The following is a 16,805-nucleotide window of genomic DNA, read 5'->3' as shown; positions in this document are numbered from 1 at the left end:
AATGCCTCGCCCGCACGATCCAGCGCTGGCAGGCGACCGGCGAAGCCCGGCCCTTCATCGCGCCGATCCCGAAAACCCACACCATGCCCGCCGCCCTGGGGATCGTCTCGGGCGGGCTGACCGTGCAGCTGATCGAAGCCCTGAAAGACTGGCCCAGTTTCGACACGAGCTGAACTTTCCTCAGAATCAGGAACCTTGCCGGAGCGCGAGCGCGTTTCCGGGCGGACGTGCTGCGCCGCCCGCGCCCGTGCTTCGACTTCGCTCAGCATGAGCGCTCATAAAGTGCGGACTCATCCTGAGCGAAGTCGAAGGATGAAGCAGTGGAGAGCAAAAGCCCGGCGCTGGCGCTCCGGGCCTGCCTCGGGAAATCGCAGTGCGATTTCTAATCCTCGGCAGCCTGAGCGAAGTCGAAGGATGACTGGCGGATAATAGAAGTCCGGTGTTTGCGCGTGCCCGCTGTCCCGGGTTCGAATTGTCGCGGGGGGAGTCTGGCCCAATCGAAATACAGTCTTGCTGTGCCCCAAGGATTGCTGCACTGCAGCATTCTGGTTTCTAAGGGGCAACATTCGGTCGGAACAGCCAGGCAGGCAGGGTAAGGCAATGCCCATCAAACCGGTAGACATCGTCCTCTCCAACGGGGTGGAAGTCATTCTGCGCCCGGCCGGGCCGGAGGATGAACCGCGCTTCGAGCATATCGTGGCGAACATGTCGGAAGAGTCCCGCTATCTGCGCTTCTTCTCAGGCGTGAAGGTCATCCCGAAGCCGATCATCCACGCGCTCGCCGATGCGGACGGACACCGCCACATTGCCTGGGCCGCCGCGCTGAAGAATGAGCCGGGCCAGCCCTTCATTGCCGCCGCCCACGCGATCCGCACCACAAATGAACTGGAAGAGGCCGAGCTCGCCATGGGCGTGCTGGACGCCTATCACGCGCAGGGCCTGTCGCGCATGCTGATCGCCTGCGTCGCGCTCTGCTGCCATGCCGAGGGGATCATCACGCTGGAAGCGGAGACCCTGCCGGAAAACCGCAAGGCCAACAGCCTGTTCAAGGCGCTGGGCGGGCATGTGATCCGGCCGATGCCGCCCACCACGATGTGGCAGTTCCATGTCGGCGAACTGATCAGCGTCCTGCGCGCCATGGAATCCCCGCGAGGCCTGCGCGAAGTGTTCCGGATCAACGGCGCAGAAGACGAAGGATCGGTGGACGCGTCCTAAAGGAACTGGCCGGACAATTCGATGATCCGGATCAGCACGAAAGCGCCGATGGCAATGACCCAGCGCCATGCCGCAACCGGATGCGTCAGGTATTGCAGGCTGTCCACTTTGTCCCAGAAGACGGCACCGTCACTGGTCAGTTTGTTGTACTGGTAGATCATCGTGATCAGGTTGAGGATGGGAATGCCGAAGCCCAGTCCTGCCATGACTGACGAGAAGGAGCGTTTGAGACTGCTCCCGAAACCAAGACGGCGGCCTGTGACGCTGGCAACCCGGATTCCCATCAACGTCTTGCCGGGCGTTCCGCCAAAAACGGAAATGCAGAAAGCTTCTGCAAAGACGAACAGGACGGCATGCAGCAGGAGATAAACGCCCATGAATATGGGGCCGGTCAGCAGGGACTCATCGAATGGCCAGCCCATCAGGCCGACAAAGACAATCCCATAGCCGAAGCTGAGAAGAAAAACCGTCACGAAGGTCAGGATCTGGGCAAGGCTGAAATCGATCGTTTTCGCCAGGAAGCGTGCCCATTCCCGCGGATCATCCTTTGCCGCTTTATCCCGCTCAGCCGAAGACGACTCCGGAAGATCTCCGAAGACGTCTATTTCTGGTGTTTTGTCCATTGAAGCCCATCACTCCCGCATCAACCCATGCGGGAGACTAGGCATTCCTGAGGGTTTAGGAAACCCGTTCCACCATCATGTGCTTGATCTTGGCGATGGCCTTGGCCGGGTTCAGGCCTTTGGGGCAGACCTGCGCGCAGTTCATGATCGTGTGGCAACGATACAGTTTGAACGGGTCTTCCAGATCGTCGAGCCGCTCGCCGGTGGCTTCGTCACGGCTGTCGATCAGCCAGCGATAGGCCTGAAGCAGGGCCGCGGGGCCCAGATACTTGTCGCCGTTCCACCAGTAGGACGGGCAGGAGGTCGAGCAGGACGCGCAGAGGATACACTCGTAAAGGCCGTTCAGCTCTTCACGGTCAGCCTCGGACTGTTTCCATTCCTTCTCCGGCGCCGGTGTGTCCGTCTTCAGGTAAGGCTGCACATAGGCGTGCTGGGCGTAGAAGTTTGTCAGGTCCGGGATCAGGTCGCGCACCACCGGCTGCGAGGGCAGGGGGCTGATCGTGATCACGCCCTTCGGCAGGTCGTCGAAGCCCTTGGTGCAGGCAATCGTGTTGCGCCCGGCGATGTTCATCGCGCAGGACCCGCAGACGCCTTCCCGGCAGGAGCGGCGGAAGGCCAGCGTCGGGTCGATATTGTTCTTGATGTAGAGCAGGACGTCCAGGATCATCGTCCCGGCCTTGTCCATGTCCACCCAATAGGTGTCCCAGCGCGGATTCCCGCCTTCTTCCGGGTTATAGCGATAGATCCGGAACTGGCGGAGATTGGTCGCGCCCTGCGGCTTCGGCCAGGTCTTGCCTTTGCGGACCGTGGAATTCTTGGGAAGCGTAAGCTGTACCATTATTCTTCTTCCGATCTTGTCCAGTTAGACATCTCGCAGCTTGCAGCCTTGTAGTTGCCTTTCAGCTGTTCCGTTGCGCATTCCAACGCAGGGGTGATGTAAGAGCCCATATCATTCGGCAGGAACGAGCTTGTGTCGCAACCTTCTGCAATCGCCAATTGGATCGCGGTTTGTTGCTTGATCTTTTGATTGAGCTCTTTGATTTGTCTGTTCGTTTCGCGAGGGGCGCTGTTGTCAGTTATTCCATCCGCAAAGATCGATGCCATTGCTTTATTTGCTTGGTCGACCTGATCTTCGAGGTACTGGCATCGCTCCTCAGCCACAACGGGCAACGCGCACATAATCGGGACGAGGAGAAAAATAGCCGGCTTCATTTCCGTCTCCTCCTAGTAAACCCGGGCCTTCGGCTCGATGTAGCTGATTTCGTTCGACATCGTGTAGTCGTGCACAGGGCGGTAATCGAGCGTCACCTTGCCGGTGCCGTCGTTCCACGCCAGCGTGTGCTTCATCCAGTTCACGTCGTCGCGATCTGCAAAGTCCTCGCGGGCGTGGGCGCCGCGGCTCTCTTCGCGGGTGGCCGCGCCGTTCACGGTGACGGCGGCCTGGGCGAGGAGGTTGTCGAACTCGAGCGCTTCAACGAGGTCTGTGTTCCACACCATGGTGCGGTCCTGGACATCGATGCCCGGCAGTTTCTTGTAGACTTCCTCGATCGCGTCGACGCCTTCCTTGAGCACGTCGCCGGTACGGAACACGGCGCAGTTGCTCTGCATGGCGCGCTGCATTTCGAGGCGGAGCTTCGCGACCGGCTGGTCACCCGATGCGTTGCGGAACTTGTCGAGGCGGGCGAGGTGACTGTCGGTTGCGCCTTTCGGCAGTTCCGGCTGTGTGGCGCCGGCAATTGTGGTTTCGCCGCAGCGCATGCCCGCGGCGCGGCCAAACACGACGAGGTCGATCAGCGAGTTGGAGCCGAGGCGGTTGGCGCCATGCACCGACACGCAGGCTGCTTCACCGACGGCCATCAGGCCCGGCACGACCGAGTCCGGATCGCCGTTTTTCTTGGTCAGCACTTCGCCGTGATAGTTCGTCGGGATACCGCCCATATTGTAGTGGACCGTCGGCAGAACCGGGATCGGCTCCTTGGTGACGTCGACACCGGCGAAGATCTTGGCGGTCTCGGAAATGCCCGGCAGGCGCTCGGCCAGCACTTCGGCGCCGAGGTGTTCGAGGTGCAGGTGGATGTGATCCTTTTCCGGGCCGACGCCGCGGCCTTCGCGGATTTCCACCGTCATGGCGCGGGAGACGACATCGCGGGAGGCGAGGTCTTTCGCGCTGGGCGCGTAGCGCTCCATGAAGCGCTCGCCTTCGGAGTTGGTCAGGTAGCCGCCTTCACCGCGGGACCCCTCGGTGATCAGGCAGCCTGAGCCGTAGATACCGGTCGGGTGGAACTGGACGAACTCCATGTCCTGCAGCGGCAGGCCGGCGCGCAGCACCATGGCATTGCCGTCGCCCGTACAGGTGTGGGCGGAGGTACAGGAGAAGAAGGCGCGGCCATAGCCGCCGGTGGCGAGGATGACTTTCTGGGCGCGGAAGCGGTGCAGCGTGCCGTCGTCCAGCTTCCAGGCGGTGACACCGCGGCAGGCGCCTTCCTCGTCCATGATCAGGTCCATGGCGAAGTATTCGATGAAGAATTCGGTCTCTTCCCGCACGCACTGGCCGTACAGCGTGTGCAGCATGGCGTGGCCGGTCCGGTCGGCAGCGGCGCAGGTGCGCTGCACCGGGCCCTGACCGAAGTCGCGGGTCATGCCGCCGAAGGCGCGCTGGTAGATCTTGCCTTCCTCGGTCCGCGAGAAGGGCATGCCCCAGTGTTCAAGCTCGTAGACGGCCTGCGGCGCGTTGCGGGTCAGGTATTCGATGGCATCCTGGTCGCCCAGCCAGTCCGACCCCTTGACGGTGTCGTACATGTGCCAGCGCCAGTTGTCCTCGCCCATGTTGCCAAGCGAAGCGGCGATGCCGCCCTGGGCCGCAACCGTGTGCGAGCGGGTCGGGAAAACCTTGGTGATACACGCCGTGCGCAGGCCCGCCTGGGCCGCGCCGAGGGCTGCGCGCAGGCCGGAACCGCCCGCGCCGACAACCACGACGTCATAAGTGTGATCGATCCAGTTATAAGTGCTCATGTTCTAACTCTCCCGCGGGGCCGCTTACGCGCCCGCGCCAATCCACAGTTTCAGGACCGAAAGGGCGATGGCCGCAAACAGCGCGATACAGGCGAAGCTGTTCAGGATCAGCAACGCCGAGCGCATCCCCGTCTTCGCAATATAGTCTTCGATGACCACCTGCATGCCGAGGCGCATATGGTATACGGTCGCGCCGGCCGTCAGGATCAGAAGGATTGCAGGCAGCGGCTGGGCAATCCATTCGATCGCAGCGTCTTCTCCGCCCTGAACGGCGTTGATGACCGAGAACAGGAACCACGGCACCAGGAAGATCAGGGCAATGGCCGAGACGCGCTGGCCGATATGGTGATGCGTGCCGGATTTGGCGGAGCCAAGGCCGCGGGCGGCTTTGGCCGGGGTCAGGAACTGGCTGTTCGACATGGGTCTCTGCCTCCTACAGTCCGGCGGCGGCGAACCAGATGGCGGCCGCGCCCAGAATGGCAAATGCGTAGTTGAAGACGGATACGGCGCTGGCCTTGCCGGGGTCGAAGCCGATATTCGGGCCGTCCCAGAGCAGGTGGCGGATGCCGTTGACGAGGTGGAACAGGACCGCGACGGCCCAGAGATAGAGAATCACGCTGCCTACCCAGGAGAAGAGGATCCCTTCAATGGCGCCGTAGCAGTCTGCGCCGGTGGCGAGGGCAATGATCCAGCCCGCGATCAGGAAGGTGCCGAAATAGAGGGCAACGCCGGTGATGCGGTGGGTGATCGAAGCGGCCATGGTGACATGGGGGCGCCAGACCTGGAGGTGTGGCGACAGCGGGCGGGCATCAGCCCCGGACGATCCTGACATGCGAAGGACACCTTCCGATGGATGTAAGAGTTTCACTCAAGTGCTTGGCTTGCGGTTCTAGGAGTCTCTATGATCCTGTCAACGCACGGCGCGTATTGGAGTGACAATATGAAACGATTTCTGTGGCTTGTGGCCCTTTTTCTGCTCGCTCCTGCCGCGCTTGCCGACCCGATGGATGACCTGATCGCCGAATATGAGGCGTATGTCCGTGACACGAACCCGGCCGAAGCCGCACGTGCCGCTGGGGAAGCCCCCTCGGCTTGGGGAAATGTGACGCCTGAAGCGGTGGCAGAGCGTGCGGCGCGGGCTGAAGCCCTGCGAGATGAGATCGCTGCGCTGGATACGGACCGGACTACAGACCAGGCGATTCTGCAGCGCTTGCTGGCGGTCGACATCGATGATGCCAGCTATGATGCAGCGCGAATTCCGTTCACCGGCGACTGGGGCTTCCAGGCCGAACCGATCTTCGCAGCGATGCAGACAAAGATCACGACCGAGGCCGAAGGCGATGCCTGGATCGCCCGCCTGAATGATGTGCCGCGCTACTTCGCTGAAAACGTTGCGAACATGCGCCGGGGCCTTGCGACAGGCTGGGTGGCGCATGCCGATCCGCTGAAAGTGTCCACCGATCAGATCCGCGAACAAATCAGTGACGATCCGAGCGCAAGCGGCCTGTACGTTCCGTTTCTGAACCTTCCTTCCGACATGGACCCTGCCGTCGCCTCCCGCCTGAAGACGGATGGGCTGACGGCTGTCGCCAATGCCATCTCGGCCTACCGGAAGACACTGGCTTTCATCGAAGAAGATTATGCGCCCAATACGCGGGAAGGGGCCGGTATCGCCAACCTGCCGGGCGGCAAGGAGGTTTATGCGGCCGCGATTGAGCAGCACACGGCCGGCGCAGGCTATACCCCGGAAGAGATCCACGCACTGGGCGAGGCAGAAGTCGCCCGTATCCGCGCTGAAATGGAAGACATTCTGGAGGAGATCCAGTTCGAGGGAGACTTTCAGGACTTCCTCACCTTCCTGCGCACCGACCCGGGCTTTTACGCGAAAACGCCTGAGGAACTGATGGGCCGGGCAAAAGAGGTTGCCGCGAAACTGGACGCCATCCTGCCAGACTATTTCGGCAAGCTGCCGGAGCATTGGTACAATGTGGAGCCTGTGCCCGCCACGATCGCGCCGGGCTACACGTCGGGCCGCTATGTCGAGGGCGATCCGGAAGAGGACCGCCCGGGCATCTATCTCGTCAACACATACGCGCTCGACCAGCGCCCGCTCTATGAACTGCCGGCGCTCTCCGCGCACGAGGCCGTACCGGGCCACCATCTGCAGATCATGCTGGCCATGGAGATGGAAGGGCAGCCGCGCTTCCGTCAGCAATATTACGCCACCGCATTCGGGGAAGGGTGGGGGCTCTATGCCGAGCACCTCGCCATGGAGGCTGGCCTGAATGAAACGCCTTATGAGCGCTTCGGCGGGCTTTCCATGGAGATGTGGCGTGCCTGCCGGCTCGTCGCCGATACGGGCCTGCACTGGTATGGCTGGACGCGGGAAGAGGCCGAGACCTGTTTCAATGAGAACTCTGCGCTCGCGCCGCTGAACATCCAGAATGAGGTGACGCGGTATATGGGCTGGCCGGGGCAGGCGACGGCCTACAAGATCGGTGAACTGAAAATCCTGGATTTGCGCCATCAGGCGGAAGAGGTTCTGGGCGATGCGTTTGACATCCGCGCCTTCCATGATGCCGTGCTGGCTGAAGGCGCCGTGCCGATGGACGTTCTGGACCGTCAGATCCATGACTGGATCGATGCGCAGATGGCACTGCAGCCTGCGCCGGAAGATGCCCCTGCGCCCTGATTGCGACAGGTCTTTAAAATTGTTCCGGCCGGGCTTGTGCCCGGCTGAGTGGCACGCCAAATGGGCTGGCCATGTTCCGCTTCTTTGAACGCCGCCTCTCTCCCTTTCCGGATTCGTCTCTGGATGTGCCGCCGCAGGGCTTCTGGCCCTTCGTGTGGTATTATGTGCGCGATGCCGTGCCATGGCTGGCGGGCACCGCGATCCTGACCGCAATCATCGCGGTGGGTGAGGTAACGCTGTTTGGTTTCCTCGGCGGGATCGTCGACTGGCTGTCCTCAGCCGACCGTGACGGTTTTCTGCAGCGCGAGGGCTTGCGCCTGGCCGTGATGGCGGGCGTTGTCCTGGTGGCGCTGCCGCTCGCCACATTGATCCATGCGCTGATCGTTTATCAGGGCCTGATGGGCAATGTGCCGATGAGCGCCCGCTGGCGCATGCACCGGCAGATGCTCGGCCAGTCGATGAATTTCTTTGGCAATGAGTTTGCCGGCCGTGTCGCCACCAAAGTCATGCAGACAGCGCTCGCCGTACGCGAAGCGGTGATGAAGATCCTCGATGTCTTCGTCTTCGTGATCGTCTATTTCGTTTCGGCGCTGGTACTGGTGGCTTCCTCTGACTGGCGGTTGATGCTGCCTTTTCTGCTCTGGGGCGGGCTCTATTGCCTCGTCATGGCCTGGTTCGTGCCGCGTCTCGGCAAGGTGGCGGAAGAACAGGCCGATGCACGCTCCGTCATGACCGGGCGGATCGTCGACAGCTACACCAATATCCAGACGGTGAAGCTCTTTGCCCATGCCGGACATGAAGAAGCCTATGCAAAGGATAGTATGCAGGGGTTCCTGCAGACCGTGTACCGGCAGATGCGCTATGTCACCGGCTTCAACTTCATTGTGTACCTCAACAATTCGCTTCTCGTCTTCCTGGTCGGCGCGGTGGGCATCTATCTCTGGATGGGCAACCTGATTGGGGCCGGGGCTGTGGCGGCGGCAATCGGCCTGACCCTTCGTATCAAGTCCATGTCCCAATGGATCATGTGGGAAGTGGCGGGCCTGTTCGAGAATATCGGTGTCGTCTATGACGGGAAGTCGATGCTGAACCGGCCGGTGGCCGTATCCGATGCGCCGGATGCGGAAGACCTGCCCCGCGGCGAAGGTGCCATCGAGTTCCGGAATGTCGGCTTTCACTATGGCAAAGGCTCCGGCGTGATCGAGGACTTTTCCCTGTCTATCCGGCCGGGGGAAAAGATCGGCCTTGTCGGGCGGTCCGGCGCAGGCAAGACCACTCTGACGAACTTGCTGCTGCGCTTCTATGAAACGGAAAGCGGCGCGGTCCTGCTGGACGGACACGATGTCTCTCACGTGACGCAGGATTCGCTCCGGGCACAGATCGGGGTGGTCACGCAGGACACCTCGCTCCTGCACCGGTCTATCCGCGAAAACATTGCCTATGGCCGTCCCGGCGCGAGCGATGCCGAGATTTTGACGGCCTGCGAAAAAGCTGCCGCCATGGACTTCATCAATGAGCTGGAAGATTCAAAGGGCCGCCGCGGCCTCGATGCGCATGTCGGCGAGCGCGGTGTAAAACTGTCCGGCGGACAGCGCCAGCGGATCGCCATTGCCCGCATTTTCCTGAAGGACGCGCCGGTGCTGATCCTCGACGAGGCGACCTCCGCGCTCGATTCCGAGGTCGAGGCCGTGATCCAGGAGAAGCTGTTCGAGCTGATGGAAGGCAAGACCGTGATCGCCATCGCGCACCGCCTGTCAACCATCGCCGCGATGGACCGGCTGATCGTGCTCGACAAGGGAAAGATCGTGGAGCAGGGGAGCCATGCCGAGCTTGTGGCTGCGGGCGGGCTCTATTCCGAGCTCTGGGCACGCCAGTCCGGCGGCTTCCTTGTTGAGCCGGATGAGACCGACAGTGATGTCGCAGCAGAGTAGGGCGAAATGAAGCTGACCATTATCGAGACGGGGCTCGTGCCGGAGCCGATCCGCGGAGACTTCGAAGATTATCCGGCCATGTTCCGCCATATGATGTCGGGGGTCGGCACGTATGAGTTCGATACGGTGTCGGTCATCAAGGGTGAGGCCTTGCCGAACCCGGATGATGTTGAGGCGGTGCTGATCACCGGCTCTCCCGCCGGGGTCTATGATGACGAGGCCTGGATTGGCCCGATGATCGATTTCATCCGGGCAGGCGCCGGGGCCGGTGTGCCGCAGATTGGCATCTGTTTCGGCCACCAGATTCTGGCCGAGGCGCTGGGCGGCAAAGTGGTGAAATCCGACAAGGGCTGGGGTGTTGGCCGCCATACCTATGACGTGGTGACATGCCCTGCTTTTGTGACCGAAACCTGCCCGCCGGCGATTTCGGCAGCCGTCAGCCACCAGGATCAGGTGGTAAGCGTGCCGCCGGGCGCCGAAATTATCGCGGCGTCTGACTTCACGCCCTATGCCGGGCTCTATTATCCGGACGCGCCAGCCCTCAGCTTCCAGTGCCATCCGGAGTTCGCGGACGCGTATTCTGCGGCGCTCTATTCCCTGCGCCGGCCCCGGATCGGCGAAACCTTAACGGATCAGGCGCTCGAATCTCTCGAAATTGAAGGTGATCACACGCGTCTGGCCCGGTGGATAGCCGGTTTCCTGACAGCACATCAGCGTGCGCGTTAACGATCTGAAACTGGTGTGAAACCTGCACCCGGTTGCGGAAACTGGTGCAACAGTGTTCAACACGCACACGAAACCCCGTGGAGATTTACGACATGATGCCGAAACCGCTCGCAGACATCGCTCCGAACACATTCGAGTTCGAAGTGCTGCCACTGGTGAAACCGACAGGCTTTCGCGAATATGATGCGCGCTGGTGGTTCAACGGTATCGGCAAGGAAAAAGCCCCGGAGCTGAACCTCACCGGTGTGCAGGCGCTTGGCCTTGGCATGGCGACGCTGTTCCATCAGCTGGGCGTCGAGCCGAAAGTCGTCACCGGCCACGATTTCCGCTCCATCAGCCAGCCGATCAAGAATGCGCTGATCCTTGGCCTGACGCAGGGCGGGTGTGAGGTGATGGATGTCGGCCTTGCGCTCTCCCCGATGGTGTACTGGAGCCAGTTCGAACTGGACGCGCCATGCTGCGCCATGGTCACGGCCAGCCACAATGAAAATGGCTGGACTGGCGTGAAAATGGGCGCCAACAAACCCCTGACTTTCGGGCCGGAAGAAATGGGCCGCCTGAAAGAAATCGTCATGGGCGGCGCCTTTGAGGAACGCGAGGGCGGCAAGCACTACCGAATCGAAGGCATCCGCGAGAAATATATCGCTTCCGTCGCCGACAGCGTGAAGCTCTCCCGTCCGCTGCGCGTCATCGCAGCCTGCGGCAATGGCACGGCAGGTGCCTTCGCGCCGGATGCCCTGCGCGCCATGGGCGCCGAAGTGATCGAGATGGATTGCAATCTCGACATGACCTTCCCGAAATACAATCCCAACCCGGAAGATTCCGAAATGCTGCACGCCATGGCCGCTGCCGTAAAAGAGCACGGTGCTGACGTGGCGCTCGGCTTCGATGGCGACGGCGACCGCTGCGGCGTGGTCGACAATACGGGTGAGGAAATCTTCGCTGACAAGATCGGCCTGATGCTGGCCCGCGACCTGTCGAAACAGTATCCGGATGCGAAATTCGTCGTCGATGTGAAATCGACCGGCCTCTACAAGACCGATCCTGTGCTGAAGGAAAACGGCGCCACGGTCGACTATTTCAAAACCGGCCACTCCTATATCAAGCGCCGCACGACAGAGCTCGGCGCGCTGGCAGGCTTTGAAAAGTCCGGCCACTTCTTCTTCCGTCCGCCGATCGGGCTTGGCTATGACTGCGGCCTCGTTGCCGCCAAGGCCGTGCTTCAGATGCTGGACCGCAATCCGGACAAGACCATGGCGGACCTGAAGGGCGAACTGGGCACGGCCTGGACTTCGCTCACCATGTCGCCGCACTGCGATGACGAAACCAAGTACGGCATCGTCGACAAGATGGTCGAGGAATACAAAGGCCTGAACGGCACCGAGATCCTCGGCCGCAAGGTCGTTGATGTGAACACGGTCAACGGCGCGCGTGTGACGCTGGAAGACGGTTCCTGGGTGTTGGTGCGGGCCTCATCCAACAAGCCGGAACTGGTCGTCGTGGTCGAATCCATGGCCAGCGAAGCCGACATGAAGGATCTCTTCCACAAGGAAGTGAAACCGCGTCTCGGCAAGCACCCGGAAGTCGGCGCCTACAATCAGGAAATCTGATCAGCGTCTCTGATCAACTACCAGCCGGAGGCATGCCCATTTCGGCGCCGGCAGTATCGTCGAGGTCTCCGGCGCGCTTCCAGGCGGGCCGGGATTCGAGCCGGCTCCAATAGGCGGCGAGAGCGTCGTGTGCCGGCATGGAGCCGAATTGCAGCCCCCAGCCAACCTGCGCGCCGAGATAGACATCGGCCGCGGTGAATTTGTCGCCGCACAGATAAGGGGTTTCGGAGACGGCCTTGATCAGCACGCCATACATGTCGTCGAAATCGCCATAACCGGCCATCCGCTTCTGATCTTCATTTACAGCGAAACCGAGCGCCCGGTTGGTCACGGCTGATTCCACCGGCCCGGCCGCGAAGAACAACCAGCGATAATAGGCGCCCCGCTGGTCCAGCGGTGGCGCAAGCCCGGCCTCCGGGAAGGCATCGGCCAGATAGGCGCAGATCGCGGCGCATTCGGTGACCACCTGGTCTCCATGCACGATGGCGGGTACTTTGCCCATCGGGTTGATGGAGAGGTATTCCGGCGCCTTCATTGTGCCGTCATAGGTGAGGTATTCCACCTCATAGGGCGCCCCGACTTCTTCCAGCATCCAGCGAGCGATCCGGCCGCGTGACATCGGGTTTGTATAGAGTTTCAACTTGGTCATGCGCCCCTCCGCCTGTTCACGTTTTGATCTAGTCGTTCGAGACCGTCGGAGTCAATCCCGAATCCTCGCGGATGAAACTGCCGGACCCGCAGCCATGCCCTCTTGACCTAGGGGCACAAAAATCGCACCCCTCCGCCCAGTTTATACTGGCAGAATCGAGGGTACCCCCATGCGCGTTGCGATGATTGGCACAGGCTATGTGGGGCTGGTTTCCGGCGCCTGTTTTGCGGATTTCGGCCATGTCGTCACCTGTGTCGACAAGGACGCCTCCAAGATCGAAAAACTGAAGGCCGGTGTGATGCCGATTTACGAGCCTGGCCTCGACAGTCTGGTGGCCAAGAATGTCGAGGAAGAGCGTCTGTTCTTCACGACCGATCCGGCCGAAGCCATTCGTGATGCCGATGCCGTCTTCATCGCTGTCGGTACACCGTCGCGCCGGGGCGACGGGCACGCAGACCTCTCCTATGTCTATGGTGCCGCTGAAGAGATCGCCCAGCTGATGGACGGCTTTACCGTCGTGGTCACCAAATCCACTGTGCCGGTCGGAACCGGGGATGAGGTGGAGGAAATCATCCGGAAGGCGCGGCCTGATGGGGATTTTGCTGTCGTGTCCAATCCGGAATTCCTGCGTGAAGGCGCCGCCATCAAGGACTTCAAGATTCCGGACCGCGTGGTGGTCGGCACCGAAGACGAACGCGCGCGACAGGTCATGAAGGAACTCTACCGGCCGCTCTTCCTGAACGAGACGCCGATCCTGTTTACGGCCCGCCGGACATCCGAACTGATCAAATACGCTGCCAACGCCTTCCTCGCTGTGAAGATCACCTTCATCAACGAAATGGCGGACCTTTGTGAAAAGGTCGGCGCCAACGTGCAGGAAGTTTCCCGCGGCATTGGTCTCGATGGCCGCATCGGGTCCAAATTCCTGAATGCCGGCCCCGGCTATGGCGGTTCCTGTTTCCCGAAAGACACGCTGGCCCTGACCAAGACCGCAAACGACTATGGCAGCCCGGTGCGCATCGTTGACACGGTGGTTGAGGTCAATGCGGCCCGCAAGAAGGCGATGGCCGGCAAGGTGATTGAGGCCATGGGCGGCGACGTCAGCGGCAAGACGATCGGCGTGCTGGGGCTCGCCTTCAAACAGAATACGGATGATATGCGCGACGCGCCGAGCCTCGACATCCTTCCGGCGCTGCAGGCAGCCGGCGCAAAGATCAAGGCGTTCGACCCGGAGGCCATGACGGAAGCCAGCCACCTGCTCAAGGACATTGAGTTCGCCAAGAACGCTTATGAAGCCGCAGAAGGCGCAGATGCGCTCGTCATCGTCACCGAGTGGGACCAGTTCCGTGCGCTTGATCTGGAACGGATCAAAGCCGGTCTGAACAGCAATATCGTGGTCGACCTGCGGAACATCTATTCCCCGGATGACATGGCCGCCAAGGGCTTCGCTTATACCTCAATCGGCCGCCCGGCCGTTTAATCTGACCCTTCGAAAAGGACCGGACCGATGAAATTCTTTGTAGATACGGCGAATATTGACGACATCGCGGAACTCGCTGCCACAGGCCTGATCGACGGCGTGACGACGAACCCGTCGCTGGTGGCCAAAGCGGGCAAACCGTTCACCGACGTGATCAAGGAAATCTGCGAGCTGGTCGAAGGCCCGGTCAGCGCCGAAGTCGTTGCCACCGATTATGACGGCATGATCAGCGAAGGCCGCAAGCTGGCCGCGATCGCGGAAAACGTCGCGGTCAAACTGCCGCTCACCTGGGATGGCCTGAAAGCCTGCAAGACGCTGACCGGTGAAGGCACGATGGTGAATGTCACGCTCTGCTTCTCCGCCAATCAGGCGCTCCTGGCGGCCAAGGCCGGCGCGACCTTCATTTCCCCCTTCATCGGCCGCCTCGACGACATCAATCTCGATGGCATGGAGTTGATCTCCGACATTCGCCAGATCTATGACAACTATCTGTTCGACACCGAAATCCTGGCCGCCTCCATCCGGACGGCGAACCATGTGAAGGAGTCGGCGCTGGCCGGTGCAGATGTCGCGACCATGCCGCCGAACGTGATCAAGTCGCTTGCCGCGCATCCGCTGACGGACAAAGGCCTGGCGGCCTTCATGGCGGATGCCGAGAAGGCCGGCATCAAGGTCTGATCCGTATGGCCGAGGCGCAAGGCCCGCAGGGCAGGGTCCTCATTATCGCCGGGTCGGATTCCGGCGGTGGGGCCGGTATTCAGGCTGACATCAAGGCTGTCACCATGCTGGGCGGCTTTGCCATGACAGCAGTGACGGCGATCACCATTCAGGACACGACCGGTGTTCATGGCGTCTGGCCAGTGCCGCTGGATGCGGTGACCGGGCAGATGCGGGTCACCCTCACTGACATCGGCGCCGATGCCATCAAGACCGGCATGCTGGGCAGCGCCGCGCTCGTGGAGGCGGTGGCCGAATGCCTGTCCGATCACGCACAGATGATCCCGCGCGTTATCGACCCGGTCATGATCTCGACATCCGGCCACCGGCTGGTCGATGTGAAGGGTGTCGAGGCGATCCGCTCGGAACTGGTGGCGAATGCGCGCCTTGTCACACCGAATGCGCCGGAAGCGGAAGTGCTGACCGGAAAGGCGGTCGAGACAGTCGATGGCCAACGCCGCGCTGCTGAGCAGCTGTTGGAGCTTGGGGCCCATGGCGCGCTGGTGAAGGGCGGCCATATTCCCGGCAGCAGGATCACTGATGTGTTGCAGACGACGACCGGGGAGTGGCTTTTCGAGAGCCCGCGCATCGATACGACGTCTACGCACGGAACCGGCTGCACGCTCGCCTCTGCCATTGCGGCGCTGCTGGGGCAGGGCGCCAGCGTACCGGACGCGGTGGAGCAGGGGCGCGACTATCTGATGGGCGCGATCCGTGCGGCGAAGGGCTTTGGCAGGGGCGACGGACCTGTCCATCATGGCTGGGTTCTGGACGAGGAAGATTAGCCGGACTTAACCATCGATCAGAAATGATCGGTTTGCCGCCTGCGGAGAGTGTGGCAAAGGAGGCGCCTTGAAACAGGAGGCGCCGATGCCGAAATTTCCATTCTACCAGATCGATGCTTTCGCCTCGCGTCCGTTCGAGGGCAATCAGGCGTGCGTGATGCTGCTGGAAGATTTCCTGCCGGATGCCATCCTCCAGACCATTGCGGCGGAGAACAATGTCGCAGAAACGGCTTACCTTGTTCACAGGGGCGGCAATACCTGGGCGCTGCGCTGGTTCACCCCGGCGGTGGAAGTGCCGCTCTGCGGTCATGCGACTCTGGCGAGCGCCCATGTCCTGTTCGAGGAGCAGGGCTTCAAAGGGGAAGCGATACATTTCGAGACAGTCCATTCCGGCCGCCTCGTGGTGCGCCGGCTGGCGGACGGCCAGCTGGAAATGGATTTCCCCTGCGGCCCGGTGCAGGAGATTCCGGTGACGGATGATGTCGCCGCCGCGCTTGGCGCCCGCCCGGTGCAGGCCTGGGGCGGAATGTTTTATGCAGCGCGATTCGAAACACCGGAGGACGTCAAAGCCCTCAAACCGGACCAGAAAGCCCTGAAAGACCTCGGCATTCCAGGGGAGGGCTGGGACCGCGGCAATTTTGGCTGTTTCGCGACCGGCGGCGATGGCGTCGACGTGACCAGCCGTTTCTTCGCGCCCGGCAGCGGGATCGATGAGGACCCCGCCACCGGCAGCTGGCACACGATGCTCTCCCGCGTGATGCACGAGCACACCGGGAAGACCGAGCTCAAATGCCATCAGGCCTATCCGGACCGCGGCGCCTTCATCGATACACGCCTGGAGGGCGACCGGGTGAAACTGATTGGTACCTCAGTGACGGTCATAGAAGGCAGCTTCACGCTTTAGGTTCGTCCAGCACTTGCGGCCGGACTGGCGGTTGCCATCCGGTAGGGGAGTTGGTTTCTTGCCGTCCATCCTTCGACTTCGCTCAGGATGAGTCCGGGAAACTTTGCGCCTTAGAAATGTGCTCATCCTGAGCGAAGTCGAAGGATGATGGTGGCGCACGAAAGGCCCGGCTAAGGCGGACCCCGCACGTGCAGCCCATGATCATACCGGACTACGCCATGACCAGGCATGACTATAGCGGACTTACCCGGATCATGACGGACTTCGCGGGACTTGCCGCGCACGCAGGCGGGCACATCGCTGCCGAGGGCAGGGTGCTCCCATGCCGCAATGCGCGGCGCTTCATATGTATAGAGATCATCGGGCGGCGGGGCATCGGCCAGGCAGACCAGCCTTATATTGCCAAAGCAATCGACCGCCATCAGCGCTTCCCGCCCGGTGCGTGCGTGCCAGCGGGCAAC

17 protein-coding genes are annotated in these 16,805 nt (G+C 61.6%); 9 read left to right on the top strand and 8 right to left on the bottom strand.

The features are described 5' to 3' along the window. The first annotated feature begins 600 nt into the window (after window positions 1–600). On the top strand, window positions 601–1,215 hold the full coding sequence (locus HJA_RS17465; protein WP_051597847.1) for a GNAT family N-acetyltransferase: 615 nt from the start codon (window positions 601–603) through the stop codon (window positions 1,213–1,215). On the opposite strand, the gene HJA_RS18270 is transcribed toward HJA_RS17465, so the two are convergent. Genes HJA_RS18270 through sdhC form a run of 6 tightly spaced genes read right to left on the bottom strand, consistent with a single transcriptional unit; the run spans window position 1,212 to window position 5,682 of the window. Beyond that, window positions 1,212–1,838, bottom strand: a complete 627-nt coding sequence (locus tag HJA_RS18270) for an RDD family protein (RefSeq protein WP_051597846.1) — start codon at window positions 1,836–1,838, stop codon at window positions 1,212–1,214. The genes HJA_RS17465 and HJA_RS18270 overlap by 4 nt on opposite strands. A 55-nt stretch (window positions 1,839–1,893) precedes the next feature. Continuing rightward, window positions 1,894–2,676 carry a succinate dehydrogenase iron-sulfur subunit gene (locus HJA_RS17455; RefSeq protein ID WP_034761147.1) on the bottom strand — a complete coding sequence of 261 codons (783 nt, stop codon included), beginning with the start codon at window positions 2,674–2,676 and terminating at the stop codon, window positions 1,894–1,896. Next, window positions 2,676–3,050: a hypothetical protein gene (locus tag HJA_RS17450; RefSeq protein ID WP_035584980.1), complete on the bottom strand. Its 375-nt coding sequence runs from the start codon at window positions 3,048–3,050 to the stop codon at window positions 2,676–2,678. Before HJA_RS17450 ends, HJA_RS17455 begins: the two co-directional genes overlap by 1 nt. 12 nt (window positions 3,051–3,062) lie before the next feature. Next, window positions 3,063–4,850 carry a succinate dehydrogenase flavoprotein subunit gene (sdhA, locus tag HJA_RS17445; protein WP_035584976.1) on the bottom strand — a complete coding sequence of 596 codons (1,788 nt, stop codon included), beginning with the start codon at window positions 4,848–4,850 and terminating at the stop codon, window positions 3,063–3,065. 24 nt (window positions 4,851–4,874) lie between these two features. Beyond that, complete coding sequence (gene sdhD / locus HJA_RS17440) at window positions 4,875–5,270, bottom strand: succinate dehydrogenase, hydrophobic membrane anchor protein (protein WP_035584975.1); 396 nt, start codon at window positions 5,268–5,270, stop codon at window positions 4,875–4,877. A gap of 13 nt (window positions 5,271–5,283) precedes the next feature. After that, window positions 5,284–5,682, bottom strand: coding sequence for a succinate dehydrogenase, cytochrome b556 subunit (sdhC, locus tag HJA_RS17435; RefSeq protein ID WP_035584974.1), 399 nt, complete (start codon window positions 5,680–5,682; stop codon window positions 5,284–5,286). A 108-nt stretch (window positions 5,683–5,790) separates the two neighbouring features. On the opposite strand from sdhC, the gene HJA_RS17430 reads away from it, so the two are divergent. The 4 genes from HJA_RS17430 (at window position 5,791) to HJA_RS17415 (ending at window position 11,809) form a co-directional block, all read left to right on the top strand. Then, window positions 5,791–7,542, top strand: a complete 1,752-nt coding sequence (locus tag HJA_RS17430; protein ID WP_035584986.1) for a DUF885 domain-containing protein — start codon at window positions 5,791–5,793, stop codon at window positions 7,540–7,542. 71 nt (window positions 7,543–7,613) lie between these two features. Continuing rightward, window positions 7,614–9,473, top strand: coding sequence for an ABC transporter ATP-binding protein (locus tag HJA_RS17425; protein ID WP_035584973.1), 1,860 nt, complete (start codon window positions 7,614–7,616; stop codon window positions 9,471–9,473). A 6-nt stretch (window positions 9,474–9,479) separates the two neighbouring features. Then, window positions 9,480–10,199 carry a type 1 glutamine amidotransferase gene (locus HJA_RS17420; RefSeq protein ID WP_035584971.1) on the top strand — a complete coding sequence of 240 codons (720 nt, stop codon included), beginning with the start codon at window positions 9,480–9,482 and terminating at the stop codon, window positions 10,197–10,199. A gap of 95 nt (window positions 10,200–10,294) precedes the next feature. Next, window positions 10,295–11,809: a phosphomannomutase/phosphoglucomutase gene (locus tag HJA_RS17415; protein ID WP_035584984.1), complete on the top strand. Its 1,515-nt coding sequence runs from the start codon at window positions 10,295–10,297 to the stop codon at window positions 11,807–11,809. Between the two features lie 13 nt (window positions 11,810–11,822). On the opposite strand, the gene HJA_RS17410 is transcribed toward HJA_RS17415, so the two are convergent. Beyond that, the gene (locus tag HJA_RS17410; RefSeq protein ID WP_035584968.1) at window positions 11,823–12,458 is read right to left on the bottom strand and encodes a glutathione S-transferase family protein; all 636 of its coding nucleotides are present in this window, start codon (window positions 12,456–12,458) and stop codon (window positions 11,823–11,825) included. A 169-nt stretch (window positions 12,459–12,627) separates the two neighbouring features. On the opposite strand from HJA_RS17410, the gene HJA_RS17405 reads away from it, so the two are divergent. From HJA_RS17405 to HJA_RS17390, 4 genes are all read left to right on the top strand, one after another. After that, the gene (locus HJA_RS17405; protein WP_035584966.1) at window positions 12,628–13,938 is read left to right on the top strand and encodes a UDP-glucose dehydrogenase family protein; all 1,311 of its coding nucleotides are present in this window, start codon (window positions 12,628–12,630) and stop codon (window positions 13,936–13,938) included. Between the two features lie 27 nt (window positions 13,939–13,965). Further along, window positions 13,966–14,616: a fructose-6-phosphate aldolase gene (gene fsa, locus HJA_RS17400; protein WP_035584965.1), complete on the top strand. Its 651-nt coding sequence runs from the start codon at window positions 13,966–13,968 to the stop codon at window positions 14,614–14,616. Between the two features lie 5 nt (window positions 14,617–14,621). Next, window positions 14,622–15,440, top strand: coding sequence for a bifunctional hydroxymethylpyrimidine kinase/phosphomethylpyrimidine kinase (gene thiD, locus HJA_RS17395; RefSeq protein WP_035584964.1), 819 nt, complete (start codon window positions 14,622–14,624; stop codon window positions 15,438–15,440). Between the two features lie 85 nt (window positions 15,441–15,525). Further along, window positions 15,526–16,344 (top strand): PhzF family phenazine biosynthesis protein, encoded by an 819-nt coding sequence (locus HJA_RS17390; RefSeq protein WP_035584983.1) that lies wholly within the window; start codon window positions 15,526–15,528, stop codon window positions 16,342–16,344. Window positions 16,345–16,514: 170 nt separating this feature from the next. Here the strand turns inward: HJA_RS17390 and HJA_RS18660 are convergent. Further along, the coding region (locus HJA_RS18660) for a hypothetical protein (RefSeq protein WP_162177090.1) at window positions 16,515–16,805 on the bottom strand (291 nt) is incomplete at its 5' end.

Origin of the sequence: Hyphomonas jannaschiana VP2, from assembly GCF_000685215.1 — a bacterium.
GTDB lineage: Bacteria > Pseudomonadota > Alphaproteobacteria > Caulobacterales > Hyphomonadaceae > Hyphomonas > Hyphomonas jannaschiana.
The sequence above is the reverse complement of the archived record's forward strand: the minus strand, read 5'-3'. Positions and strand labels throughout refer to the sequence as shown.

What these genes read in the sequence shown, in the direction of transcription:
- HJA_RS17405 (WP_035584966.1), top strand. Translation starts at nt 12,628, where the DNA reads ATGCGCGTTGCGATGATTGGCACAGGCTATGTGGGGCTGGTTTCCGGC.
- HJA_RS17425 (WP_035584973.1), top strand. Translation starts at nt 7,614, where the DNA reads ATGTTCCGCTTCTTTGAACGCCGCCTCTCTCCCTTTCCGGATTCGTCT.
- fsa (WP_035584965.1), top strand. Translation starts at nt 13,966, where the DNA reads ATGAAATTCTTTGTAGATACGGCGAATATTGACGACATCGCGGAACTC.
- HJA_RS18270 (WP_051597846.1), bottom strand. Translation starts at nt 1,838, where the DNA reads ATGGACAAAACACCAGAAATAGACGTCTTCGGAGATCTTCCGGAGTCG.
- HJA_RS17410 (WP_035584968.1), bottom strand. Translation starts at nt 12,458, where the DNA reads ATGACCAAGTTGAAACTCTATACAAACCCGATGTCACGCGGCCGGATC.
- HJA_RS17465 (WP_051597847.1), top strand. Translation starts at nt 601, where the DNA reads ATGCCCATCAAACCGGTAGACATCGTCCTCTCCAACGGGGTGGAAGTC.
- HJA_RS17455 (WP_034761147.1), bottom strand. Translation starts at nt 2,676, where the DNA reads ATGGTACAGCTTACGCTTCCCAAGAATTCCACGGTCCGCAAAGGCAAG.
- sdhD (WP_035584975.1), bottom strand. Translation starts at nt 5,270, where the DNA reads ATGTCGAACAGCCAGTTCCTGACCCCGGCCAAAGCCGCCCGCGGCCTT.
- thiD (WP_035584964.1), top strand. Translation starts at nt 14,622, where the DNA reads ATGGCCGAGGCGCAAGGCCCGCAGGGCAGGGTCCTCATTATCGCCGGG.
- sdhC (WP_035584974.1), bottom strand. Translation starts at nt 5,682, where the DNA reads ATGTCAGGATCGTCCGGGGCTGATGCCCGCCCGCTGTCGCCACACCTC.
- HJA_RS17390 (WP_035584983.1), top strand. Translation starts at nt 15,526, where the DNA reads ATGCCGAAATTTCCATTCTACCAGATCGATGCTTTCGCCTCGCGTCCG.
- HJA_RS17450 (WP_035584980.1), bottom strand. Translation starts at nt 3,050, where the DNA reads ATGAAGCCGGCTATTTTTCTCCTCGTCCCGATTATGTGCGCGTTGCCC.
- HJA_RS17420 (WP_035584971.1), top strand. Translation starts at nt 9,480, where the DNA reads ATGAAGCTGACCATTATCGAGACGGGGCTCGTGCCGGAGCCGATCCGC.
- HJA_RS17430 (WP_035584986.1), top strand. Translation starts at nt 5,791, where the DNA reads ATGAAACGATTTCTGTGGCTTGTGGCCCTTTTTCTGCTCGCTCCTGCC.
- HJA_RS17415 (WP_035584984.1), top strand. Translation starts at nt 10,295, where the DNA reads ATGCCGAAACCGCTCGCAGACATCGCTCCGAACACATTCGAGTTCGAA.
- sdhA (WP_035584976.1), bottom strand. Translation starts at nt 4,850, where the DNA reads ATGAGCACTTATAACTGGATCGATCACACTTATGACGTCGTGGTTGTC.